General features: G+C 56.5%; 27 protein-coding genes. 11 read left to right on the top strand and 16 right to left on the bottom strand.

Translation table 11 applies throughout. From position 1 onward, the window contains the following. Window positions 1-72 precede the first annotated feature (72 nt). Both HPY73_05305 and HPY73_05300 read left to right on the top strand, forming a co-directional pair. Window positions 73-1,011, top strand: a complete 939-nt coding sequence (locus HPY73_05305) for an ABC transporter ATP-binding protein (protein QLH74916.1) — start codon at window positions 73-75, stop codon at window positions 1,009-1,011. A 5-nt stretch (window positions 1,012-1,016) separates the two neighbouring features. Further along, on the top strand, window positions 1,017-1,874 hold the full coding sequence (locus tag HPY73_05300; protein ID QLH74915.1) for an ABC transporter permease: 858 nt from the start codon (window positions 1,017-1,019) through the stop codon (window positions 1,872-1,874). A gap of 64 nt (window positions 1,875-1,938) precedes the next feature. Here the strand turns inward: HPY73_05300 and HPY73_05295 are convergent, their stop codons facing one another. The 8 genes from HPY73_05295 to HPY73_05260 all read right to left on the bottom strand — a co-directional run bounded on the left by HPY73_05295 (window position 1,939) and on the right by HPY73_05260 (window position 10,971). Then, complete coding sequence (locus tag HPY73_05295) at window positions 1,939-2,979, bottom strand: hypothetical protein (GenBank protein QLH74914.1); 1,041 nt, start codon at window positions 2,977-2,979, stop codon at window positions 1,939-1,941. Window positions 2,980-2,982: 3 nt separating this feature from the next. Beyond that, window positions 2,983-3,276, bottom strand: a complete 294-nt coding sequence (locus tag HPY73_05290; GenBank protein ID QLH74913.1) for a DUF424 family protein — start codon at window positions 3,274-3,276, stop codon at window positions 2,983-2,985. A gap of 68 nt (window positions 3,277-3,344) precedes the next feature. Then, a complete protein-coding gene (locus HPY73_05285) occupies window positions 3,345-7,544 on the bottom strand; it encodes a hypothetical protein (GenBank protein ID QLH74912.1) in 4,200 nt (1,399 codons plus the stop codon). Between the two features lie 193 nt (window positions 7,545-7,737). Next, the gene (locus tag HPY73_05280; protein ID QLH74911.1) at window positions 7,738-8,253 is read right to left on the bottom strand and encodes a DUF367 family protein; all 516 of its coding nucleotides are present in this window, start codon (window positions 8,251-8,253) and stop codon (window positions 7,738-7,740) included. Then, complete coding sequence (locus tag HPY73_05275) at window positions 8,250-8,672, bottom strand: arsenate reductase ArsC (protein ID QLH74910.1); 423 nt, start codon at window positions 8,670-8,672, stop codon at window positions 8,250-8,252. The genes HPY73_05280 and HPY73_05275 overlap by 4 nt, the downstream gene beginning before the upstream one ends. A gap of 344 nt (window positions 8,673-9,016) precedes the next feature. Further along, window positions 9,017-9,457, bottom strand: coding sequence for a type IV pilin N-terminal domain-containing protein (locus HPY73_05270; protein QLH74909.1), 441 nt, complete (start codon window positions 9,455-9,457; stop codon window positions 9,017-9,019). A gap of 195 nt (window positions 9,458-9,652) precedes the next feature. After that, the gene (locus tag HPY73_05265; protein QLH74908.1) at window positions 9,653-10,234 is read right to left on the bottom strand and encodes a hypothetical protein; all 582 of its coding nucleotides are present in this window, start codon (window positions 10,232-10,234) and stop codon (window positions 9,653-9,655) included. Continuing rightward, the gene (locus tag HPY73_05260) at window positions 10,234-10,971 is read right to left on the bottom strand and encodes a circadian clock protein KaiC (GenBank protein ID QLH74907.1); all 738 of its coding nucleotides are present in this window, start codon (window positions 10,969-10,971) and stop codon (window positions 10,234-10,236) included. The genes HPY73_05265 and HPY73_05260 overlap by 1 nt, the downstream gene beginning before the upstream one ends. 81 nt (window positions 10,972-11,052) lie before the next feature. Between HPY73_05260 and HPY73_05255 the strand changes: the two genes are divergently transcribed. From HPY73_05255 to HPY73_05245, 3 genes are all read left to right on the top strand, one after another. Then, window positions 11,053-12,348 (top strand): orotidine 5'-phosphate decarboxylase, encoded by a 1,296-nt coding sequence (locus tag HPY73_05255; GenBank protein ID QLH74906.1) that lies wholly within the window; start codon window positions 11,053-11,055, stop codon window positions 12,346-12,348. Then, on the top strand, window positions 12,330-13,028 hold the full coding sequence (locus HPY73_05250; protein ID QLH74905.1) for a PHP domain-containing protein: 699 nt from the start codon (window positions 12,330-12,332) through the stop codon (window positions 13,026-13,028). The genes HPY73_05255 and HPY73_05250 overlap by 19 nt, the downstream gene beginning before the upstream one ends. 68 nt (window positions 13,029-13,096) lie before the next feature. Further along, window positions 13,097-13,606, top strand: a complete 510-nt coding sequence (locus HPY73_05245) for a hypothetical protein (GenBank protein ID QLH74904.1) — start codon at window positions 13,097-13,099, stop codon at window positions 13,604-13,606. Between the two features lie 31 nt (window positions 13,607-13,637). Here the strand turns inward: HPY73_05245 and HPY73_05240 are convergent, their stop codons facing one another. The 5 genes from HPY73_05240 to HPY73_05220 all read right to left on the bottom strand — a co-directional run bounded on the left by HPY73_05240 (window position 13,638) and on the right by HPY73_05220 (window position 16,395). Further along, window positions 13,638-14,519, bottom strand: coding sequence for a zinc metalloprotease HtpX (locus tag HPY73_05240; GenBank protein QLH74903.1), 882 nt, complete (start codon window positions 14,517-14,519; stop codon window positions 13,638-13,640). Window positions 14,520-14,670: 151 nt separating this feature from the next. Next, complete coding sequence (locus HPY73_05235) at window positions 14,671-15,111, bottom strand: putative zinc-binding protein (protein ID QLH74902.1); 441 nt, start codon at window positions 15,109-15,111, stop codon at window positions 14,671-14,673. Continuing rightward, entirely contained in the window at window positions 15,083-15,409 is a 327-nt protein-coding gene (locus HPY73_05230) for a NifB/NifX family molybdenum-iron cluster-binding protein (GenBank protein QLH75682.1), read from the bottom strand. The genes HPY73_05235 and HPY73_05230 overlap by 29 nt, the downstream gene beginning before the upstream one ends. A gap of 105 nt (window positions 15,410-15,514) precedes the next feature. Further along, window positions 15,515-16,141 (bottom strand): helix-turn-helix domain-containing protein, encoded by a 627-nt coding sequence (locus HPY73_05225; GenBank protein ID QLH74901.1) that lies wholly within the window; start codon window positions 16,139-16,141, stop codon window positions 15,515-15,517. Continuing rightward, window positions 16,138-16,395 (bottom strand): DUF134 domain-containing protein, encoded by a 258-nt coding sequence (locus HPY73_05220; protein ID QLH74900.1) that lies wholly within the window; start codon window positions 16,393-16,395, stop codon window positions 16,138-16,140. Before HPY73_05220 ends, HPY73_05225 begins: the two co-directional genes overlap by 4 nt. A gap of 264 nt (window positions 16,396-16,659) precedes the next feature. On the opposite strand from HPY73_05220, the gene HPY73_05215 reads away from it, so the two are divergent. Next, a complete protein-coding gene (locus tag HPY73_05215) occupies window positions 16,660-17,631 on the top strand; it encodes a GDP-mannose 4,6-dehydratase (protein ID QLH74899.1) in 972 nt (323 codons plus the stop codon). A 40-nt stretch (window positions 17,632-17,671) separates the two neighbouring features. Here HPY73_05215 and HPY73_05210 read toward each other — a convergent pair whose 3' ends face one another. Continuing rightward, window positions 17,672-18,325: a hypothetical protein gene (locus HPY73_05210; GenBank protein ID QLH74898.1), complete on the bottom strand. Its 654-nt coding sequence runs from the start codon at window positions 18,323-18,325 to the stop codon at window positions 17,672-17,674. A gap of 90 nt (window positions 18,326-18,415) precedes the next feature. Between HPY73_05210 and HPY73_05205 the strand changes: the two genes are divergently transcribed. Further along, window positions 18,416-19,621, top strand: a complete 1,206-nt coding sequence (locus tag HPY73_05205; GenBank protein QLH74897.1) for a DNA primase small subunit PriS — start codon at window positions 18,416-18,418, stop codon at window positions 19,619-19,621. 26 nt (window positions 19,622-19,647) lie between these two features. After that, window positions 19,648-20,529 (top strand): hypothetical protein, encoded by an 882-nt coding sequence (locus HPY73_05200; GenBank protein QLH74896.1) that lies wholly within the window; start codon window positions 19,648-19,650, stop codon window positions 20,527-20,529. Here HPY73_05200 and HPY73_05195 read toward each other — a convergent pair. Next, the gene (locus HPY73_05195; GenBank protein ID QLH74895.1) at window positions 20,520-21,362 is read right to left on the bottom strand and encodes a hypothetical protein; all 843 of its coding nucleotides are present in this window, start codon (window positions 21,360-21,362) and stop codon (window positions 20,520-20,522) included. The two genes, HPY73_05200 and HPY73_05195, sit on opposite strands and share 10 nt — an antisense overlap. Before the next feature lie 70 nt (window positions 21,363-21,432). Between HPY73_05195 and HPY73_05190 the strand changes: the two genes are divergently transcribed. Genes HPY73_05190 through ftsY form a run of 3 tightly spaced genes read left to right on the top strand, consistent with a single transcriptional unit; the run spans window position 21,433 to window position 23,050 of the window. Further along, the gene (locus HPY73_05190) at window positions 21,433-21,678 is read left to right on the top strand and encodes a 50S ribosomal protein LX (protein QLH74894.1); all 246 of its coding nucleotides are present in this window, start codon (window positions 21,433-21,435) and stop codon (window positions 21,676-21,678) included. Next, window positions 21,675-22,103 (top strand): prefoldin subunit alpha, encoded by a 429-nt coding sequence (gene pfdA, locus HPY73_05185; GenBank protein QLH74893.1) that lies wholly within the window; start codon window positions 21,675-21,677, stop codon window positions 22,101-22,103. The genes HPY73_05190 and pfdA overlap by 4 nt, the downstream gene beginning before the upstream one ends. A 14-nt stretch (window positions 22,104-22,117) precedes the next feature. Further along, window positions 22,118-23,050, top strand: a complete 933-nt coding sequence (gene ftsY, locus HPY73_05180) for a signal recognition particle-docking protein FtsY (protein ID QLH75681.1) — start codon at window positions 22,118-22,120, stop codon at window positions 23,048-23,050. A gap of 30 nt (window positions 23,051-23,080) precedes the next feature. Here ftsY and HPY73_05175 read toward each other — a convergent pair whose 3' ends face one another. Beyond that, window positions 23,081-24,322, bottom strand: a complete 1,242-nt coding sequence (locus HPY73_05175) for a M20 family metallo-hydrolase (GenBank protein QLH74892.1) — start codon at window positions 24,320-24,322, stop codon at window positions 23,081-23,083. Window positions 24,323-24,393: the final 71 nt, after the last annotated feature.

Raw genomic sequence — 24,393 nt, 5'->3', positions numbered from 1 at the left:
CATCAGGACCGCCGCTGTTCGGTATCAGTCTTATATATCCACACCTGTTCTGCACCCCTTCGAGGGTCAAACATGAGCGAACCTATCGTCATTGACGGCCTCGTCAAGACGTACAAAGGCGGCTTCCGGGCCGTTGACGAGCTGAGCCTGACTGTCCCAAAGAAAGGGTTCGTCGGGTTCCTAGGCCCGAACGGCGCCGGGAAGACGACCACCATCAAGATCATGACCAACATGCTTTCCGCCACCAGCGGTCATGTCTACATCAACGGGACCGACGCGACCGAGGATCCAAAAAAGGCCCTGGCCGATGTCGGCGCGGTGGTCGAGACACCAGAGTTCTATCCCTATCTCACGCCGATGGAGACCTTGGAGTATCTCGGGAAGCTGCGTGGCATGTCATCACAGGACATCAAGAAGAGGTCGAAGGACGTGCTCGAGCTGGTCAAGATGGAGGAGAACAAGGACAAGCGCATCGGGGAGTTCTCCAAGGGAATGAAGCAGAGGATCGCGATCGCGCAGGCCGTGCTGCACGAGCCGAGCGTGATCATCCTCGACGAGCCTACGTCCGGCCTCGACCCGAGGGGGATGTTCGAGGTCCGCCAGGTCCTCAACGACCTGAAGAAGGCGGACTTCACCATATTCATGAGCTCGCACATGCTCAACGAGGTACAGGAGGTCTGCACCCATGCGTTCCTCATCAACCGTGGCAGACTGATCAAGTCCGGTCTCGTCTCGGACCTGGTCAAGGAGACGAAGGGAAAGAAGATCGAGGTCAGGACGGCCAACCCCATCGACATCCAGACGACGGCGAGGATGGCCAACGAGCTGAAGCTCAAAGGGCTTTTCGTCAACGGGCCTTACACCTTCACCTTCGATGTCGTGAACGGGGACGAGGAGCAGGCGAAGGCCCTGTTGGACCTTCAGGCCTTGGGACTGAAGATCGTCTCCTACAAGGAGTCGGGAGTGGCCCTTGAGTCGTTCTACATGTCCCTGATATCGGACACGAGGTGAGCTAAATGACAGAAGTGGCTGACACCACCATCAGAGAGAGGAAGAGGACCCCCTCGGACGTGGCCCAGGTCATGACCGTGGCCAGATATGACGTCTATAAGCACCTTAGGAGCAAGAGGCTCTATGGCATCCTCGCCATCGCGGCCATCCTCATCATAGTGAACCTCGTGCTCCCTCCGGCGCTCGGCGAGGACTATTCCGACGACCCTGCTGATTTCGCCAGCGGGTTCATCGGGTTCATGCCGACCTTTATTATAATCGTCGCCACGCTTTTCGCCGGCGATGCCATAGTCTCGGAGTTCCAGGGAAGGACAGGTTACCTGCTCTTCCCCAACCCGGTGAAGAGATGGTCGTTGTACGTCGGAAAGGTCGCGGCGGCGTTGGGCCTGGGGGTCGTGCTCGTGGCGGTATACTATGCGATAGTTGCGATACTGACGTTCGTGTTCACAGGAGGTTCCACGGTCCTTCTGGTATGGTCGATGCTCTTGGCTTTCATCTACATGGCCGCAACGATATCGCTGGGGTTCATGATCAGCTCGTTCATGAAAGGATCGACGGGCGCACTGATCCTCACGTTCGCGCTCCTGTTCCTGATCATGCCGATGGTGTCCGGGATATTATCGCTGACCGAGCTGAAACCGGACTTCCTGCTGACTTTCCAGGCGGATTCGACGGTCTACATACTCGACGACCCGTACCCGCAGGACTACAGCGACACCTTCGACGTGGGGACCGGCAGCCCAATGACGATATGGTACTACTATCCGCAGCCGTGGACCGCCGCAGCTGTCATGCTGGCATATGCCGTCGTCTCGGCCGTTGCAGGATATCTCGGCTTCAGGAAGCGCGAGATGGTGTCGTGAACAAAACCCTTTTTTAAATTGTTTATCTTTATAAAAATATTCATATCTTATTTCATGACCATTGTCATTTTGGGACCAGATAGACCTCGTCCTCATGGATGAATATCTTGACGGAGCCGTCCTTCGACCAGAACCTGGGCGGCTTCCTGAGCTCGAGCGGCCTGAAGTTCTTCGGGTGCATGATCTGCACCTCCCTGTCGCTCTCCGTCAGCACGACGGCGTCGAGATAGTCCTCCCTGTGGCCGATGACCTTCGCGTCGACGAGGTCGTTGTGGCTGTACGTGACCGACTCCCCGCTCTTCATGTCCGTCAGCTTGACGTTGTTGGTCCTCATCGGCCCTACAAGGTACATCCTTTTCCTGAAGACCAGCATGTCCCCGAAACGATATGACGGTAGCCTGACGAGGTATGTGACCCTATAGACGTCCCTGCCCTCCTTCTGCGTGAGGAGCTTCGCCGTGTCCTTGATCTCGGCGCCGTACTGGTCCGCTATCTCCCTGGAGATGATCTTCCCTACCGAGTTGGAAGAGATGTAGACATCGGCCCCTCCTGAACCGCCGACCATCCTATCGACCTTCGACACGAACACCTCACGGTTCTCTGTGGCGGCCTCCCTGACGAGCTTGTCGACCCTGTCAAGTATTTCGTCGATCTCCTTTTCCAGCAGCTTCCTGTCCCTCGAGCGTATCTGCAATATCGCCTCGAAATAGGACCCCTTTATCTTCGAGCAACGGTCGCAGACGGAGCTCTTGAGGCGTACGATCGTATCCAGCTCCTCTTCCACGACCAACCTTTTATGGTCTACCGTGACGTCTATGTGGACCTTGAAGTTCGCGCTGTCGGCCGCAACGACGGATGCGCTCATCTCCTCGATGCTGGTGTCCTTGAGCACCTCCACCGCCCGCATGGCGGCGTCCTCCGCCGCGTGCTCATGGTCCAGATGCGCCACCCATCTGCCATCTATGCCATACTCGCCACAGTGATGACATCTCACCAGGTCCACATGGTCGGGCAACCTCGTGAACCTCTTGTTCTCTAGGAAGCATGACCTGCACACCCTCTCGTATGTCGGCCCCTCGGCCCCGCACTTCACGCAGAAGGACATTCTTTACCATCTCACCATTTGGGCATGAGGCACGCCCTGTATCCTCAGGACGCACTCCTCGGTGATGAACTTGTGCTTTATCGCTATCGCACAGGCCGTCTCACCGACAAGGTTGGCCATGGTCGAGCTCTCCAGCCGGTTCACGAGCATCGCCTCGTCGCCGTCGTCCCCTTCATAGAAGTCCCTGTCGACCGTGAGCTTTATCTCTCCCTCGCGGAGGGTCCTGCCCAGCTGGTCCTTGTCGCATGCCGCGACGAGGATCTCCCTTCCCTGCTTGTAGACCTTGACGGTGATCAATCCTAGCCACCTTTTCGTCCCTAGAGCACGGTCCTAGGGCAGATAAAGGTTTGCAAGGACCAAAGCGGTCAATCGTTGCCCACGAACTTGACATAGCCGCTCTGGGACTCGTAGATTTCCCCTGCGCTCTTCATCTTCTTGAGGACCTCCTTCAGCTCCTGCTCGCTGATGTTCCTGGCGGCGGCCCTCTCGACAAGGACGTGCTCGGGGGCCCCCTTGTGCGGGTCGGAGTTCTCGTGGATGATGGTGCGGACGATGGAGATCTTGTTCCTTTCGGTCCTGGTCGTGCCGGTCATTAGCTTGTCCACGTCCATCTGTCCGGAGTCCTTGGCCATCTTCTCGAGGTAGTAGCGGACGATGCGGACCGCGCGCTGAGCGTCCTCCTTCGTGACCACCGGGCTCAGACGGATGCGGGCCGATGCCTCGCTAAGACGGATGAAGGCCTCGAGCTGGCGCGCGGTGATGGGCACAGAAGCGTTCGGGCCTTCGCCCATCTTGCGTATGGAAAGATATGTGTCCAGTATCAATTTCTGCGCGTCCTTGCTGAGCACAGGCGTGACCCTCTTCGCGTACTTGACATACTTGCGGATGAAGTCCGCCTCGAAGTAGGGCTTGAAGGACTCGGTCTCGGCCATAATCTCGTCAATGTCTATGCCCTCCACCTGGCCGGACGACATCTGCTTCATCGCCGCCCCCCTGGTGTGCCCTTTGATTATATGGTCAGCTATCTTCATGTCCTTCTCCTGGTTCGGCTTGTCCAGGAGCGCGAAGATCAGGTCGAACCTGGAGAGCAGGGCGGGGGGCATGTCTATCTGGTTTGCTAAAGGCTCGTTCTCGTCAAAGCGGCCGTATTTCGGGTTAGCTGCGCCGAGGACGCAGGTCCTGGTCTGCAATGTCGCGGTGATCCCGGCCTTCGCGACCGATACGGAATTTCCACACCAGACCGGCTTTCCGTTCCTGCGCACATATATGATGTGGTTCGGGACCTCGACGCAGTAGACCTTGCCCGTATAATGGACCTTCTTGATCTGCTCCATCCTGTTCTCCAAGGCATTTACCATTGGTTCGTTGGAGTTCCTCCCATAACTTTCTAGAAGAGAAATGTGATAGTGGTCGTGTCTCGACTTGATAGTACTACCTTTGATCTTCCTCTCCTTACCAGCTTTGTAGGCCAATCTGATGTTCGCGCTTACGCCGATCTTGAGCGCGATCTCCTGAACATCGTCCGCAAGCTGCCTGGATGAGGTGCAGTAGAGCCTGTGGTGATTTGTTTTTCCACAGCAACCATCACCAAGCATCAGGGCCTCAAGGAGGATCCTGAGCTGCCTTGGCGAGAGCTCAAGTATATCCCTCGGCACAAATTTCTCATTGACCTTTCCAAATTGGGACAGGTATGATGCCAGCTGCTTGTTGGATATTGAAAAGTTATGCGTATCGTAATTATACTTGAAGCCCAACCTTTGGATGCAATCCTCGATCTTATAGACCTTGTCTTCGTGTTTCACCTGAGTGATGTTGACCCGATAGGGCACCTTTCCCTTGAATTGGACCGACCCCTCGGATAGGAAGTAACCTAAGAATTCGAGCCAGTCATCCATCTTGACAACGATCGGTTCTGTCTCCTTTGCACTAGAAGGTCTCTGATTGCCGTATTTGATCACTGATGGGATCAAAAAAACCTCCCTCTCAACCCCCTGCCAGATTCCGTTCTTCTTGAACTTGAAACGTCGGCTTTTTGGTATGTCCTTCATCTCGATGAGCTTGAAACCCAAGAACTCGTCGGCCCTCTTGTTCACATTGACATACATCCTGTGGTTCGGCGTCACCAACAGATCTACCTGTCTGGAACGAATATGGTAAAGCTCGCCATCATAATCGTATTCGAAACGGTTGGTGGCCTCGACAAACTCGATATGTCCCTCTTTATCCAGAGATGCGATCTTCTCTTGACCGTTAAGGTCCTTGAAGAACTTCCAACCCTCGTTGGTAAGGACCTCTGTTCCATCGTCGTAACATTGGCTCTCCATCGCCTCGTGCATGGAGCTCCTGTCCTGTTCCGTCATCTTGTCGAGCTCGTCGATGGCGGCGATGCCCCTGTCGGCCAGGACCAGGGCGCCGGCCTCCAGGGTCCATCTTCCTTCCCCGAACTCGTCCTTGACGGCCGCGGCCGTGTTGTGCACGAGGAAACCGTTCGCGAAGAAGCAGTGGGCGTCCTTCACGGTGAGGTCGTAGACGTTCTTAGGAAGGTTCTTTGTGACCAGCCTTTTGTTGACCACCTTCTCCCAGACGGGCCCCGAGCCTTTATCGCAGGTCAGGACCTCGTCGTCCTCTAGGATGTCAAAGGCCCTGGTCCATGACTCCTTGCCCCCTGATCTTGTGTAGAGCCTTGTCTCCCCGGTCAATCTCACCTTCTTTTTGCTGGATGAGGTTATCTCCACGAGAAATGAAGGGGTTGTCAGACGAAAGACAGACACTACGGGGTTCGTCGATGTCGAGCCCCCTTCCGCCATCGTCTTAACACCATTCACATGGACGTCCTGCTTCCATTCCCCCTTCTCGACCTCGACGGGGTCCTTCATCATCCCCTCGACGAAATCCCCTATCATGACCTCCTCGCCGTCTACCTCTATCTTTGTATCCGGCGCGACGCATAGGCCCGCGGCGGATGATGATTTGCCGGAGGCGTAGATGCCCCTAGGCGCGAGATGTGACATGTAACGTAGCATCTGGCTGTTGTGGTTGATGATCTCGTTGGCGATGAAGATGTGCGTGGTGTCGACCTCGAGGTCGTAGACGTACGGCTCTGGCGGGTCCACCTCCTCTATCTCCGTCACCGTGTCCCAGTCGAGACCTCTCTGTTTCCCTAAGGTCTCGTCGTGCCCCCTCTTCCCTGGTCCGGTCGCGATTGCGATCGCCTGGCCCTTGTAGATGTGCCTTGCGTATCTCGCGGCTATCCAAGGCCCGTTCTGCACGAACAGCGGGTGGGTCGGGGTGACGGTGATGCTCCTTCCAGATGCGGTCGTGAACCTGAGCAGCTTGGGGGGCGATGTCCTCTTCCACACCTTGGTGGCCTTCCCTGGCTCGACCGCCCCCATCCAAGAGAACGTAAGCACGGGGATGTCCACCTCGGCATAGACTCCGTCGTCGATAGGTCTCGCGCCTCCTTTCGCCAGACCTTCCTCCACTATCTCCTTGATCGCCCTGGACGAGCCGTCGGCGAGCATGACCTTCGCATCGCCGGTGACGCATTTTGCGACGCCCGGGTCACCGACGAGGAGTATGTGGATGTCCCCCCTCACCTTGGTGCCGTCGTCCAGCTGCTTCGATGTCCCGCCGAAGAGCTGGAGGGCGATCGATTCCTTCACCTCGTCATATCCTTTGATGGTCGGGGATATGGACTTGATGATCTTCTCGAAGATGTCCTCGCTCCTCGCCTCCTCGATGATCCTCTTTTCGTCCTCCTCGGTGATCTCTACGTCCTCGTACTCCTGTTCCTTGGACTCGATGGACAGCACGTCGAGGTGGATGTCGAACAGGGTCGACTTGATCTTCTCCCCTTTCTGGACGGACCTCAGTACGCCGTTCAGGCTGACACGGTCGCCGGGGAATATCTTACCAGCGAGGTCGTCCTCAAGGAAGCCGGTGAGCCTTTCGGGCTGCGCCCCTCCCCTTAGCCCTTCTGGGTTCTCCTGGATCTCTATCTTCTGCGTGTCGATGTACTTGGACTCCTCGGCGAGAAGGAGGAACTTGGTGCTGCCTGCGGTCCTCCCGCAACCGTTCTGTTCCTTGTAGCATTCCAACGGCTCCTTGAAGAACAGCCCGTCCTGGGGCTCGATGATGACCGCAGGGCAACGGAAGCACTTGAAGTGCGCCTCGGTCATCTTCGGCCTGACCTCGGTCGCCTTCCTGACCAGCCCTTCGACGGAGATGAGCTTCCCCAGATGCTCGCTCCGAAGGTGCCTTATCTCGACCTTGCTCTGCTTCGGCAGCTCCTTGACCCTGAGATGTATCTTGATGTCCCCGCTCTTGCCCTGCTGCACGATCTTCTTGATGGCCTTCTCCCCGATAGAGAGGACGGTGTCAGGGTCGTCGAGCATCTGTGACGCCATGTCGGGGTCGAACATGTCGATGTCGTTGTAGGATATCGACAGGCTCCTTACCTCTGGGTATCGGTCCGCCACCTCCATAACCTTGAGCCTGTTCTCGCTGGTCTCGAAGAACTCCTCCCAGCGCGCGATGAGGTCCTCGTCACTGTAGTTGATCGGCAAAATCATCACCTTTGAACGATGGTCACGAACCCCCTTCGTGACCGGGGCTGATATCGTTTGCTTAGGGAGATGCTCGAAAGTGTATATATCAATGCTGGCACCTTGATTTCCACTGCATGTTTTCGATGTCAAAATATTTTCATGCCAGATTCCATAGGAAGCAGAAGAAACGGAGGGGGGCGGGACCTCCTTTTCACCCCTCCTCCGGCAGGTACTCGTTCTGTATCTCGACCACCTCCGCGCTCGTCCTAGCCTTGGAGTACCTCTCAAGAGGCTCGCGGTTGAGGTCGAGGAAGTTCATGCCCCACGTGAACTTTGAAAGAAGCGCCTCGGCCTGTTTCTTCTCGCCCAATATGTATACGGAAGCGGCCAATGCTTCCACGCTGCTCAGGCGGAAGGGTCTCCCCCAATTGACGGGGTTGGCCGCGAGCATATAGGGAAGGGCCCTTTCCGCGACATTCCCTGGAAGATCTGGCAGTCTCTCGATGTTCGCCCAGGAAAGGTCCAGGACGACGATGCCATGCTGATGCGCCCTCTCCTTATCCTCTTGCGACAGCGCCTTCTGTGCCATGGGGTTCAGGACTATGCTCCCGTAAGGGACGGACCTTATTCCTTTCAGCTCCTGGACGAGCTTGAACCTTACCATCTTCCTGGATGTGCATTTCCTAGGGTCGCAGTCCCTCTCATCGTAGACGAATAGAGGTATCATCTTCCTCCGAAGGTCTCTTTGACGAACGCCCTGATCCCGTCCCTGACCTTGCGATAGTCAGAGATGACCTTCTCCTCGCTGCCCTCGAGCTTTGTAGGGTCAGGGAAGCTCTCATGGATGTAGTCCTTCCCCTGTATGAAGAAAGAGCATTCTTCCTCAGCTTCATCGCAGAGCGTGACGACGTAATCGAAGGGCTTGCCATAGTAGGTATCAACGTTCTTCGACCTCGCTTTGGTGATGTCGATCCCTATCTCCTTCATCACCTTGACGGCAAGGGGGTCGACCTTGGAAGGTTGCGTGCCCGCGCTGAACGCCTCGTATCGGTCTTTGAAGAGGTGATTGACAAGGCCTTCCGCCATCAACGACCTGGCGTTGTTGCCCTGACAGATGAAGAGTATGGTCTGTTTGCTCTTGGCCATTTGACTTCCCCCAGATGATCTTTGAATTGTGAGGTGGCATTTCCGAATTACCATATGCACTTGTATAGGGTATAAGGCAATAAGGAAAATTGTCACAATGGCCATTTCCTACAGAAACATAATCTTTTTCATGAATTCTACTAATAAAATAGTAGTTGAAAGGATGTTCTAAAAATTGTTGGGGGCCTTGGGATAGGTTTATTTCCTTGGTCCATGTTATTCAGTATGCCACCGTGATGATGAACCCAGCTCTGATCTGGTGAAGAGAGACGGGCGAGCTGAGTGGTCACAAATATAAGAAAAAATCAGTGACCCGTTGGATCACTGGAAATTAAATGATTTCTTTATGCTGGGACAGATATGGTAATTGAAGCAATCGCATTACCGTTATTTTTATCCCTGAGGGTTATGGTTGCCGTATCGCCAGCAGCTATCGTAACATCAGCATAGTCCCCAGCTCCAACGTTCGTAGAACCGGCTATTGCCGAAGTTAATGCTGTTGGGATTGTTCCTGTTGCACCAACAACGGCCAGTTCAGTATCAGCAATAGGGATGTCATCGCTAATAGCGATTAGAGTTATCCTATATGTCCTGGAACCGTCTTGGTTTGTAGACAACAGGGTGTCGTCAAATGTTCCAGACGGCGTCTGATCCTGATCCCCACCAAATCCCATGACCATGACGTACAGAACTGCCGCCAGGACCACGGTGATGGCGACCATCAAAATGGTTGCGATGACCGGTGAAACGGCCTCCTTCTTCTTTCTCATGTTCCATGTCTTCATATTGTTCAGTCCTCCTCAGAGCGGATGCCCTGAGTGAACGTGATATTTTCTTAGGATGTATATATTTATCTCGGTGTTATTATCAATAATAAAATGTAAAAATATAGCCCTCCTGGCCTTATTCTAACATTATCAAAATCCGAACTATCGTCAGGTCCTCATATTTATTGATAGGAAAGTGCTCCCCCGGTTATCTCACTCCCCGCTCTTCGGTACGTCCACGACCTGGTCGCTCAGCAGCCCGAGCATCTCCTTCACCTCGGGCCTCAGCTGGTCCCCCAGGCCAAGTATGACGGGGTACGCCTCCTTTTCCTTCAATGCTGTCATCAGCACATGGATGAACCCGGTCAGCATCCTCACATCATTGTGCATGGACAGCGCGTTGGCGGAATCTATTATGACGACCTTCCTCTTACCGTCGTCGAACTTCCTGAACAGGTATCTCACGCGCAATATTATCGTCTCCAGCATCGAGGGGCTCTCGACGAAGGATATCTCCTCGGAATCGACGCTCTGCATCGTCGCGTAGGAGATGCAGTCGACGAACCTCACGTGGCCTCTGTCGATCTCGAGCGAGTCGAACGCTCCCATTATCGTCCTGGCAGGCACGGAGACCGCAACATAGATGCAGTCGAGGTCGTTCTTCCTGCAGAAGTTGTCCACCAGGCCCGAGATCACCTCGAAGTAGCTCTCCGGGCCCATCAGGAATGTCACCGCGACAGATGGCCCGACCTCGTCGAGCTTTTCCATCACGGTCTCGGCCGCTTCCTTTGCCATCACTGACCGCTCCCTTTCATGAGCGGGGTCATAAGGATCCCGCACGAGGTGATGTCGAACGCGTACCTTGCCCTGGAATGCTGCGCCCCCGCCATCTTCTGCACCTGGAGCACCCTTATGAAGTCCCCGTCCCTCTCGAAATCCTCCATGAGGATCCTCCCATCGGCGCTCAGCGGCCCGATGGCGTCCTCGGGACCCGAGGACACTATGACCGTGGTGCATTCCTTCTTTGACATGGAGTCATTCAAGACCTTCATGAAGTCCCGCTCCACGCCCGGCTCCATGTCCATCAACATCGGGGTTATAGGGTCTATGACCAGCCTCTTCGCCCCGTTCTTCACGATGATGTTCTCGATGGCGTTCAGGAGATCCAGTGCCGCGTTCCTTCCGAGGGGCCTCCTAGGCTGAGGGACCTTCCCCATGATGTCCTCGATGTCGACCAGGCGGATGGTCTTGTCATCGATCATCCTGTCATCGAATACGCACAGCCTCACGGTCCCCTTGAAGGCCTTAAGGGGCGAGCAGGTAGTCGCAATATAGACTCCTTTCTCACCCATCAGCGCCCCTCTGACGAGGAACTCCACTGCCAGCGTGGTCTTCCCGCACCCGCATCCTCCAGCTACGTTCACGGTCCCGCCCAGGGGAAAGCCGCCTCCGATGATCTTGTCGAGGTCCTCGATACCGCTCGGACATCTTTTTTCAAAGAGGATGCGCGCCGCTGCCATTGCGTTGCGCATGCCCTTCAGGTCTTATATCGTTTTGCGAGCCTTAGATGTTCTAGCGAAACAATATTATCGGGGGGCGAGAACTGCACTACCATGAAGCCCGTACTGCAGGTCGCCCTTGACCTGATGCATCTCAAGAGGGCGCTGGAGATCTCGAAGGAGGCCGTGAACGGGGGCGCGGATTGGATAGAGGTCGGGACGCCTCTCATAAAGAGCGAGGGGGCCGAGGCCATCCGGGCCATCAAAAAGGCCTATCCAGGCTACACCGTCGTGGCGGACATGAAGACCATGGACGTCGGGGGGTTCGAAGTCGAGATAGCCGCGAAGGCCGGGGCCGATGTCATAACGGTGATGGGGCTTGCCGACGACTCCACCATTTCCGAGTCGGTGGCGGTGGCCAAGCGGTACGGCTCGAAGATCATGGTCGACCTCATGAACGTCGAGGACAAGGTGTCCCGGGCCAAGAGATGCGAGGCTCTCGGCGCAGGATATGTCTGCCTCCATACAGGCATCGATGAGCAGATGAAGGGCAATGTAAGGGTCGAAGACCTTGTGAGACAGGTGGTCGATGCGGTGAAATTGCCAGTGGCCGTCGCCGGGGGCATAACCTCCGAGAGCGTGGCGGACGTGCTCAGGGCAGGGGCCACGATAATCATCGTAGGCGGCGGCATCATCAAGACGGACGATGTGACCGAGGCCGCCAGGAAGATGAAGATGGCGATGGAGGAGCAGCGGAACATCTCCGCCTCTTTCGAGAAGAAGTACTCGCAGGACGAGCTCTTCGAGGCGTTCTCGAAGGTCTCGACTCCGAACATCGCCGACGCCCAACACAAGAGGGGCGTGATGACCGGCCTGGTCATGAGGAACCCTCACGGCACGAAGATGTGCGGCAGGGCATTGACGGTCCAGACCTCCAAGGGCGACTGGGCGAAGCCGGTGGAGGCGATAGACCACGCACAGAAGGGCGACGTCATAGTCATCGACGCTGGCGGGAGCGACGTGGCCGTCTGGGGGGAGCTGGCCTCCTGGAGCGCCAAGGTGGCGGGGGTGGCAGGCGTGGTCATCGATGGCGCGGGAAGGGACATCGATTCCATCATCGATATGGGCTTCCCCATATTCACGCGCCATGTCTCCCCGCATGCTGGCGAGCCGAAAGGCTATGGGGGCATCGGGCAGGAGATAAACTGCGGCGGACAGCATGTCAGGACGGGAGATTGGATAATAGGGGACGAGAACGGCCTCATCGTGGTCCCGCAGGAGAGCGCCGTCGAGGTCGCCAACCGCGCGGTGGACGTGATGGAGCGCGAGAACCGTATAAGGGAGGAGATCAAGAGGGGGCGCACCCTCTCGAGCGTCCAGGAGCTGGAGAAATGGGAACAGGTCCGCTGATGAACCTTCATACCCACACCATATATTCGGACGGCTCCTTTCTGCCGGAGGACGTGGTGCTGAGGGCCTGGCAGGGCGGGCTGAGGCACATAGCTGTCACGGACCACTTCGAGACGAGCAAGCTCGACGACCCCCTGACCAGGGAGACGTTCCCCAGGTACCTGAGGAACCTCAGGGCGCTCAAGATGATGTACCAGGGACGCATCAATGTGGTCGCGGGGGTGGAGATCGACACCAACCCCGAAAGATGCGACCATGACAGGCTGCCTTACGACATGCTGAACGAGCTTGACATCGTCCTTTTCGAGTACGCGCATGACCGCATGCATGGGGGGATGTCGCTGGACGAGCTCAAGGACGTCAGGAGCAGGCTCAACATACCCTGTGGGCTGTGCCATTGGGACGTCGACAGGATATTCCCTAATGCCGACCCTGGGGCAGTCGCGGACAAGCTCAGGGAGCTGGACCTGTTCGTGGAGGTGAGCACCTCCGACTATTACGTCAGGAACGGCCTTCACTTCTACGAGCTGGGGGAGAGGTTCTTCAAGGCGTTCGGTGGGAAGGTGATGCTGTCGATAGGGACCGACACCCACAGGCGCATCGACGAGGTCGTCAACATCAGGCAGGGGATGGAGTTCATACGGAGACATCGCCTCGAGGACATGATGATATTAAAATGAACTTCTACATCGTGAATAAAATAGAATGTTATTTATTCTGATATATGCAATAAATTCTGGGGAAGAGGTTGAGGAAAGGTCCCATCATTGACAGGAAGGCCGAGTCCTTCGGGCTTTGGGTCGTCCTTACTGTGGTATCATTGGCCGGGGCGGTGATGATAGGTCTCATCGTGCTCAGCTACAACGACCCGCATGTCAACGATGGTCTTCCATATTATGTCGAGCTGGGCCCGGTGGTCAAGGACTCCTCTGTCGAAGGCAGGTACAAGGTCATGATCGATTCCAAGGTCGGGACGCCGTTCTCGGCTTTTGAACTGGAGATCGATGGTCATATCTCGAAGGTGTCGCTGGACAGGCTCATAGGCATAGATGCTGCGTGGCATATCGATGGGATGGTCGTCTACATCGATGATGCGAACGGCAACGGCCTCTGCGACCGCGGCGACTCCGTGGTGGTCATCTCGGACATGAGCGGCCCTTCCAAAGAGGTGGACATGACCGTGAGGAGCGTGCAATATGGAATGAAATTGGCGAGCGTCCATTTCACGCTCGAAGGGGCTGCCGAGGACGATGAATGATCAAAAAGACAAGAGGTTTTAGATAAGAGGTTTAGTACTGGCCCATCTTGTTCGCCATCGCTTTGAGCCTGCGGATGCGCTCCTGCACCGGCGGATGCGTGGAGAAGATGCTGACCAGCGCGCCTCCCTTGAAGGGGTTGACGATGAACAGGGAGCTCGATGTGGGGCTGCCGAGCTGCATCGGATATTGCCTCGCGCCCGCCTCCAGCTTTTCCAGCGCCCTTGCCAGATACAACGGCTTGCCTATCAGCATCGCCCCTTCGGCATCGGCCTTGTACTCCCTGGACCTGGATATCGCCAGCTGCAACAGCATTGCGGCTATCGGCGCCGTTATCGCGACTATCATCAGGACGATGATGTTCCCATTGTTGCGGTTCCCTCCGCTGAACAACGAGCCCCAGAAGGCCATCCTTGCCGCGAAGGATATCGCGCCTGCGACGGTGGCGGCGACGCTCATGACGAGTATGTCCCTGTTCCTCACATGTGCCATCTCGTGTGCCAGGACGCCCTGCAGCTCGTTGTCGTCGAGCAGCCGCATGATGCCCTCGGTCGCCGCGACGACCGCGTTCTTGGGGTTCCTGCCAGTGGCGAAGGCGTTGGGGTTCTGGCTAGGGATGACCGCGATCTTCGGCATGGGCAGGCCGTTCATCGTTGCTATCTGCCTCACGAGGCGGTGGAGCCTCGGGGACTCCGCCTCACTTACTATCTTAGCCCTGTAGCTCCAGAGCACTATCTTAGCTGAATAGAAGTACGAGATGAAATTGATCAGGCCGGCCAGTATCAGGAACATCAGCGTTCCGAGCACCCAGTTGCCGATGAAGTACGCTCCCACGAGCCAGCCGATGGCCATGAATATGCCTATCAGGACGAGGAACATGAAGAATGTCCTCAGGTTGGCAGTGACTCCGCTCATTTGCTCACCAAGGCGTCAATGATGCCTGTTTTATTTAAATGGTTCGCTCGCACTTCTATAAAATGCTTCCCTAAAGGCCATAATGTCTGGCCCCTTGTGATAAATGAACCAAAGTTTGTCCTATTTGTAGAACCGATGGCAGAAAAAGGCATCAAAGCAACAGCTTTCGGACCTCCGTCATCGCCCTCTCGATGTCCTTCTCGCTCGGGAGCTTGCAATGATCTTTTATCAGGCCAGTGTCTGTCATGACATATCTGGCCGTAGGTCTGAAGCCCGCATGTTCCAGCGAGCGGGAGCAGCAGGAGATCGGACAACCGTCCAAGGCCACTATCTTCGGGCTCCTCCTTGCCAGGTCGAGCATCTTCTCCTCATGACATCCGATGCTGGCGATGCAGGCGAACAGCGCCAGCCCTTCTGATTCTGCCCTCAGGGCGCACGAGTTCGCCAGCTGTCCTACGTTCGCGGAGCCTGAGCAGGCGAAGACGGTCGGCCTCGGCCGCTCCCTCTCTTCCACGGTCATCGGCCTGCCCCAATATCTGTCCATGCTCATCGTCGATCGCTCCTTAATGATGGTGGTGCTCACGGCAGGCATTTTCTGGACCCGCCTTATCCAGGAGCCCTCTCCACCAGCTTTCCAAGGCGTCCGAGACCTTGCCCGAGCATCCCACGTAAACCTCTATGCCCCTCTCCCTCAGGGACCTTATTGCCTTCGGGCCCAGGCCCCCGCACAGCACGATGCTTACCCCTTCGGCCTGCAGCAATTGTGGCGGCCTCGCGGACCCGCCCATGTGCTCACCGGTATTCTCAATCGTCCAGACCGCCCCGGACTCGGTGTCATAGAGCGTGAACGTCGGTGCCCTGCCAAAGTGCTCGTGAACATCGTCGTCCATCCCGCCATGCCCGTTGCTCGATATCGCTATTATCATACATCTCACTTGATATTGACGATAGGGCCGGCGAACGCCTACCGTCTGATGATAGGTTCGGCGAACATGTTAGCCATCTACCTGAAGATAGCTGGCCAATATCTTTTTTTGAGCCCTCCTGAGCATGATGTCGAGCGTGGGCTTTGAGATGTCCAGCATGCCCGCGAGCTTGGCCAGGTCTATCTTGCGAGGTATGTCATAATAACCAAGGTCGAACGCCAGCCTGATCACCTTGTCCTGCTGAGGGGTGAGCTCCCTCTCGGACCTCAGATGTCTGACGCTCTCCAACGAGACCTCGCTTCCGGAGGCTTCGAGCTCCCCCTTCAGCTTTCGGAGCTCCTCCTGATCGGTGGCGATCACGGTCCAGGTCATCCTGCCGTCCTTGTCGCCTTGACCCTCCTCAAGGAAACAACGGGTGTGCATTAGGGCCCTGCAGGCCTCGCACGAGGGGTGCTCTGCAGTGACAATATGCCTCCCTGGAGAGACCGTCGTCACCTTGAAAGAGCTGTCGCCATCCTCTAACCTTCTGACGACCTCCTCGGTGCTGAGGTCGTCGCTGTCCACGCGCATCAGGCCCTGTCCTCCTCCACCGAACGACGGGGCGCATCTCATCACCTTGACCGTATGTCCTGTGGCCTTGCTGAGCCTTGCCACAGGATTGCATGGCATATGGAATGTCAATTTGGCGAGGATCAAGCGCCTGCCTCCTTTATCGTGATGGCCTTTCCGTTCACCAACGCCTCTGCGACCTTTCCCCTGCCGCTCATCAGGAGCCTGCATAGGGTGGGCTGAGAAACCCGCATCCTTGTGGCAGCTTCGATCTGGCTCATCCCTTCCATGTCAACGAGCTTCATGGCCTCAAGCTCTTCTGCTCTCATCACCACCACCTCCAGGTCGGACATCGGGACCCCTTGCGGTTTGAACGATGTTGATCTTGGAAGAGCGCTCACATTCGCGCAACATCTCGGTCGGGGCATAAGTATTGAATTGTAATTCAAAACATTAAAAACATCCGGGGACAGCGGTAGGAACGCACTGTCCCTACGGATGTGGCGGGGGCTTTAGTTATCTTATACGTATAGATGGTGATGCCAGAATGAGGTTCCACTGGCCCCCATATGGGGGGAGGCAGGACCTTTAGCGATGTTCTATTTGACGGCTAACTTATTAGCCGCCGCTCGATTGCCAACGGCTAAATACATTCGATATTTTCTATGGCCGATACCATGCGCATAGCCGTCACTGGGGCAGCGGGCTTCATCGGGAGCACGCTCACCGACCGGTTGCTTGAGATGGGCCATCAGGTCGTTGCGATCGATAACTTTGATGATTACTACTCGGGCAAGATGAGGTTTCTCGAACCGCATCTGAACGACCCGAGGTTCTCGTTGCATAGGGAGAGCATCCTCGATATCGATGCGATGAGAAGGTGCTTCGAAGGTGCGGAGGTCGTATACCACCTGGCCGCCCAGGCGGGCGTCAGGATCTCCGTCAAGGACCCGATGAGGTCCCACCAGGCGAACGCCACCGGCACCCTTGCTGTCCTCATCGCGGCGAGGGATGTCGGCGTGAGGCGCGTCGTCAGCTCTTCTTCCTCCTCGGTCTATGGCAATGCAAAGGTACTGCCGGTGAACGAGGACATGCCCCTGAGGCCTGTCTCTCCATATGCGGCCAGCAAGTTGGCGGCAGAGGACTATTGCAGGCTCTTCTACGAGCTCTATGGGCTTCAGACCGTCTCGCTCAGGTACTTCACGGTGTACGGCCCGAGGCAGAGGCCTGACATGGCCATACGCATCTTCACGGACCGGGCGCTGAAGGGGCTGAGGCCCCAGATATTCGGGGATGGGGAGCAGACGAGGGACTTCACCTATATCGACGATGTCGTCGAAGCTGTGATCAGGTGCGGGTCGTGTCCAGACCCGAAAGGTGGGGCGTTGAACATCTGCTCGGGCCGGACCGTCACCGTCAATCAGGTCGTAGAAAGCATCCTCAAGGCGACCGGCAGGGAGGACCTCACGCCCGAATACCTGCCGCCCCAGCCAGGGGATGTCGACCACACCTGGGGGGACAACAGGAAGGCAAGGGAGCTCCTGGGTTGGGCACCGAAGGTCACCATCGAGGAGGGCATCGAAAGGTTCGTGGAATGGTACAGGGGCATGAAGGAGCTTCATGACCAGATCAAGTAATGTGGCCAAGGCCGGAGCATATCGGCCTCAAGGGACCTGATCATGCCACGGAATAGACGACGTTCTTACCTTTCTGGGCGGCCTTGACCTTTCCTCCATCGATAAGCTCTTTCAAGACCTCAATGAGCTCGTCCATTTCATAGCCAGAGAAGGCATGGAGCTCTTGGAATGTCGCTCCTTCCCCGTTGGCCAGGAGGGCCGTCAATTTCTGTTTGCGGCCTTCGGCCCGCTCTCTCTCCTCGCGCTCCCTCTCGGCCTTCGCCCTTGCCGCCGCCTCAGCTGCCAGCTCCTTTTCCTTGGCCTCGGCCACAGCGTCGACCTTCTCCTTGAACAGGAGCAGCGCCCTTTCCCTGAACCTCTTCACGTCAGCGTTCAGCAATGTTTCGAGCTCGTCGACATCGATGCCGAGCGCCCTCCACGGCGCAAGGGCCCCGGTGGCATTGCACACCGCCTTCCCAGCATCATCGGTAGGGACCTCGAGGGACGGGATGTACCTTACCTCCATCCCTCTGAGGGCCACATGGACCTCCTCAAGCCTGCGGGAAAGCTCCTCCTCGTCGGCGACCTCCCCGACGAACAGCGGCTGCCCCTTGACCTTCTCGAAGCCAAGTCCATGCATGATCTGGAGGACCTCAGAAGGTGACCTCCCCTCGCTGGAGTATATTACACGGATGAACGCCCTCATTCCTCTCACTCTGAGGGGGGATGGTTGGCTGGAAATTATATAAGTTGGCCTCGGTCCCTTGGCAAAAGAGAATATTCTGGAGGTCCATTGCAGGCCGAGATGACGAAGGAGCAGGAATTCACGATGCGATGGTTCCGGGAATATTATTCCGGTGCGGAGATCGCTGGCCCCACCGAGATAGAACACCGCGAGTTCGGTTTCATGTATTTCGACAAGGACTTCGTCAGGAGACATGTGGGGTTCAAAAGGCCTGAGGACCTTCGGAAATACCTGTCTTCGCAGGTGCCCATGCACGTCTATTACTCTTCTGCCCTATACGATGCGCCCTCCGCACCGAAGATGGAGATGAAGGGCTGGAAGGGGGCCGACCTGGTCTTCGATCTTGATGCAGACCATATCAAGGGAGCGGGCTCGATGTCCTATTCTGAGATGCTGGCGCTCGTGAAGAAGGACATGATCAGGCTCTTGGACGATTTCCTCTTCGGGGACATGGGTTTCGGAGAGGAGGATGTCCGCATCGTGTTCTCCGGAGGGAGAGGATACCATGCGCACATATCGGACAAGAAGGTTCTTTCGTTACGATCTCATGAACGGAGCGAGATCGTCGACTATGTCTCAGGGACGGACCTTGACCTCGATTGGGTATTCCCGCAGAGCGCGGCGATGAAGAAGGAATTCAAGACGCATACGAAAGTGGAAAAGGCGGTCGCGGTCCCTGAGTCGGGAGCGGGGGGATGGAGGGGCCACGCGAGGAGGGCGTTGGAACAGCTGTTCGATGAGCTACGCTTCATGGAGCCCGACGGGGTGAAAAAGAGGTTCCCGGTCCTGTCGAAGTACAAGGACCAGGTCGTCCTTGGGCTGCACAAGGAGCTTTTCGGGGAGAGGCCAGGCGACATGCTGGGATACCAGCTCATCCTGGCGAACAACAGCCTTGAGTACGTCTCGGACAGATATAAGGAGGCGCTGCTGGACCTTGTCCGGTCGGAGGTGAGGCCGAGGGTCGCCGCCGAGGTCGATGAGCCGGTCACCAGGGACATCAAGAGATTGATCCGTCTGCCAGGTTCCCTCCATGGTAAAACGGGCATGCGGGTCATCGAGATGAGAAGGGACCAGCTGACGGACTTCGAGCCCTTGCGCGATGCGTTCCCCGATATCTACCCAGATGACGTGGTGAAGGTACAGGTCAGCTCACCTGTGGACGTCGCCCTCAAGGGTGTGAGGTTCAGAGGGGATGGTGAGATGGAGCTGCCAATATACGCGGCTCTGTTCATGATATTAAGGATGAGGGCCTCCCTTGTCCCATGACATTCAGATATAGAAGGTTTTATTAATTGGCGTTGATATTTTTCTCTGGACAGGAGAGGGCGATGTCAAGGGCAAGGGAACAGATGGAGGGGGGCTTCCGCCTGGACAGGATGAGACGGATAAAGAGCTGGCTCTACTCCGTCGAACTGATGATCATCGTGGTGTTCGTGATCGCTCTGATGTACGCTGGCGGGGAGTTCAGCATCGTACCGTTCCACCTGGGCGTGCCTTCCTTCCTCTATTTCGTCCTCTTCATGTGCATCATCATAATGCTTGAGAGCTTTGTGTTCATCAGGCTGGAGACAAGGTTCCTGAAGAGCCCTAGCTCAAAATATTATTTGACGAAGAATGCGGTCTCCCGCGCCTACATCGTCATCGCGGTGGCGGCGGTCTTCCTGCTCCTTTTCTATCTTCCCTTGCTGAACGATGCTGTAAAGAATGCCACCGAGGACGAGGACGGATATCTTGTCTCTTCAGCGACGGTCCCCGTCACGATCGGTTTCTACAGCAGCGACGTTATCGCCCTCACCAACATGGACATGATCAAGGTGGATACCGATGGTGGATTGGTCTGGGTGTTCATCGTTTCGGAAGAGGACTATGGCGATTATGTCGCATTAGGGGCCGAAAGGCTGGGCACGTATAGAATAAACACGGACATCTATGAGGCCCACCCCGGGATGGAATACGAGCTGCCGGACCTTAGGTATGGCAAATACTTCATATGCCTCTACAGCCCCAACGGAGATAGCGTGAATGTGACCGTTACGACGAGCGCGGAGCTATCGGGACAATTGATAGGTTATGTCCCGTTCTTCTGTGCGATCTTCATCGTCATGAACATCATCTGGATCCTCTACCTCCGACCTATCAAGAAGGTCTTTGAGAACAGGGCTATCTATCGCTGAAGGGCGCAACAGTGGTCGGACGTCCTGACCCTGTGGCCAAGGGCCTCCAATCTTTTCCTCGTCGTAGACGATGGCAAGGCTATGCCTGAGGCCCCTCGGCTGACGCATTCGACCTCGAGGTCGACCGATGGTCTGGGCCTCATGCATCCTATCACTATTGGGACGTCCATAAGTGAGGCGGCATGATCTACTAGTTCAAGGAAGGAATCGTCGCTCAGGGGCGGCCTTGGGTCGAGGGCCGCCCCCCTGGTCCTGACGTGCCTCAGCAGGATGACCGACGCAAGCTCCTTTCCTGCGAGCATCCTGAGAGCTTTCTTCTCTGATATCGTGCTGTCGCCTTCCAGACCGGCGAGGATGTGCGGGGACACCCTCCCAGGGGCATGGGCGCACATTGCATCAATGGTCCTTTCGAAGTCCAAGGGCGTCCTGTCAAGGTGAAGGGTCTCCCTTATCACCTCCGATGAGGCGTGCACATCCACCGAGAACGATTGAGCACCTGTATCTGCAAGTGCCCTCGCGAGGTCTTCGTCCAACAGCCCGGTATGGATGTTCACCAACAGCCCCGTCCGGACCAGCTCCGTGATCTCGTCGATGCGGTCGCACAAGGGCACCCTCCCATCCTTCTCGCATCCCCCGCTCACCAGGACGCCCTTCACACCAATTCTCAGAAGATGACGGCCGACCGTGACCATGCTGCCCTTCGCTGAGACGTCGGTCATGTTATGCAGATATGCCCCCATGCAGTGCTCACATTGTAAGGAGCAGGCCCGGCCAGTGACCGATAGTGTCCTGAAACCGCGGCCTGGATAGTACAGGGCGATGTCTTTAGGCACGGAAAAGGTCATGGACGAAGGGACCAAAAGATTTATTCAATGAACCTCTTTCCTGCGTCAAGGCGATAGAATGAAAGCTTTCCGCGCCACAGGCTCTTACATCATATGCAAACAGAACTCGATGAACAGCGTACAGCCGTTCAGCATCCAGATCGCGGCCGAGGACGAGGCGGACGCGGCCCATAGGGTCATCTCCAACATCGGGTCCAGGCATCGCGTCGCGAGGAAGAACATAAAGATCACGGAGATCGTGCCTTTGAAGAAGGAAGAGGTAACCGACCACGTGGTCCAGCACCTGATCGGTGGTGCGAAATGAACGAGCAGGAGCTTCGCCAGGCCCTCGGCGCACTCGAGGTCTACAAGGCGCAGCTCGAAGGGATAGTGGAACAGCAGCAGCTCGTGCAGGTCTCGCTCGAGGAATACGGAAGGGCGAAGGCCACCCTGACCGAGTTCAAGAACGCCAAGGAGGGCGACGAGGTGCTTGTGCCCATAGGCGGTTCTTCTTTCGTGAGGGCCAAGGTCTCTGACAGCCAGAAGGTGCTCATAGGCGTCGGGAGCGGGATAACGGTCGAAAAGGACATCGATGAGGCGATGAAGTTGATCGACTCCCGGATGCAGGAGATGCTGGACGCCATGAAGAAGCTCAACGAGAGCAGGCAGGTCATCGAGATGAAGTCCAGCCAGCTCAGTCAGATGCTCCAGGCGGAATACCAGGCGATGGGCCAGCAGACACAGATGTGAGAGTGGCCTGCGATATGTTCGAGTCCCTCAAGAAGATCTTCGGGCTGGCGCCGAAGGAGGTGCCCCTCCCTGAGAAGGTGGAGGAGGCCGTCGGTGACACTGGCAGGAAGATCTCAGAGAAGGACCTGGATGAGATGCTATGGAACCTCGAGGTCGGCCTATTGGAGGCGGACGTGGCCCTCCCGGTCATCGAGGAGATAAAGACCACGGTGAGGAGCGAGCTCGTAGGGAAAAGGGTCGATAAGAGGTTCCGGGTGGAAGATGCGATAAGGCTCGCCCTGAGGACGGCGGTGGAGAAGACCCTTCAGGGCGGCACATTTGACTTTGACGAGTGGGTCCTGAGGCGTGAGAGGCCCGTCATCATAATGTTCGTGGGCATAAATGGTACCGGCAAGACGACCGCCATAGCCAAGGTCGCGCACCGGTTGCACAAGATGGGGCTGACCACCGTGCTGTCGGCCTCTGACACCTTCAGGGCCGGGGCGATCGAGCAGATCTCCATACACGGAGATAGGTTGGGGACCAAGGTCATAAAACATCAGGCCGGCGGCGACCCGGCTGCAGTAGGATATGATGCGGTAGAGCATGCAAAGGCGAGGAAGCGGGACGTCGTCCTTATCGATACGGCAGGAAGGATGCAGACCAACTCGAACCTGATGGACGAGATGAAGAAGATCAAGCGCGTCGTCAAACCGCATATGACGGTCTTCGTGGGCGATTCGTTGGCGGGCAACGATGCCATAGAGCAGGCGAGGACGTTCGACAAGGAGATAGGCATCGACGCCGTCATATTGACAAAGATAGACGCTGATGCCAGGGGCGGCGCGGCGCTGAGCATCGCGTACACCATCAAGAAGCCCATAGCCTTCCTGTGCACCGGTCAGGATTATGAGGACATTGTGAAGTTCGATGCCAAATGGATGGTCGAGCGGCTGTTCTCCTCCTGATATCTGACAATGTTAATGGTCCCTTGCACCTCATTCTTTCTGAAGGCATAGGTCCGCCAACAGGCAGGCGAACACCTTGGCATCGTTCAGGAGGTTGTCGACCTTGCAGTACTCGTTCGGTGAATGCATCATCTCGTCGATCGTCTGCCAGACATATGCGTCATATCCTGCCAGCCTGAAATAGTTGGCACAGGTCCCGCCTCCCACGCCCCCGGCCTTCGGGGTGACGCCCCTGACCTTCTTGATCGCCTCGACGAGCGCAAGGAATGCCTTGGAATCTGTGGGGGACGGTCTGCCGCTCTTCGTGAACTGGACGGTCTCCAGCGTGATCTTCGCCCCCGTCTTGTCCTCGAACAGGTCCGCGATCCACCTCATCGTCTTCATGATATCCTCCGGGTCATATTCCGGGAGGATCCTGAAATCAAGGAAGAACGTGTTCTCCCCTGGGATGGTGTTCACGTTCGCCACGTTGATCAGGTGTTTTGTCGGTTCGAACGTCGACATCGGCGGGTCGAATAGGGGGTTGAGCTTGCCATATTTCCTGTCCATGTAATCGACCAGGAACGCTATCAGCTCGGCCCCGATCTTCTCGGCGTTGAGCCCCTTGTGGGGGGTGGAAGCGTGGGTCTGCTTACCGGCCACATTGACCTTGAGCCACATGATGGTCTTCTCCGCCACCTCGATGAAGGTCCCATCAGGGCTCCCTGAGTCCGGGACGTAGAAGATGTCGTCCTTGCCGAATATGTCCTGCTGGAGCAGCCATTTGATCCCCTTGTCCGAGCCGAACTCCTCATCGGCCACCATGATGAGGCCAAGGCCCCTTTCCAAAGGTACCCCCATATCCAGCACGGCCTTGGCGGCGAACAGAGAGGAGATGACCGCCTGCCCGTTGTCCTCGGTCCCCAGACCATACAGCTTTCCGTCCGAGAGCTTCGGTCTGAAGGGTGGGAAGCTCCACGCCTGCAGGTCGCCAGGAGGGACAGTGTCCATGTGGGAGACTATCCAAACGGTCTGGTCGGTCCTCCCTTTCTTTCTGGCCACGATGTTGGGCCGCGACCTTAGCTTGACCCTCTCATCATAACATTCATAGATGTCGACCTCGTCGAACCCGCAGTTGTCCACCATCTCCTTCAGAAGACGCGACCGCAGAAACTCCCCGTCCCCTCCGCTCTCCGGCCCTATCGCCGGTACGCGGACAAGCTCGGAGAGCGCCTCCACCATCTCATCCAGATTGTTATCGAGCAAGGTCAGTTTATCGTCAATGGAAGGCATCGTGATCCGGATAGGATTGGGTTTCGGTGTATTAATTCCTTGCCAGTTATCTTCTGTTCAATACTGTCCTG

This window comes from Methanomassiliicoccales archaeon (genome assembly GCA_013415865.1).
Classification (GTDB): domain Archaea; phylum Thermoplasmatota; class Thermoplasmata; order Methanomassiliicoccales; family UBA472; genus MVRC01.
This window is presented reverse-complemented; position numbering and strand designations above follow the sequence as displayed.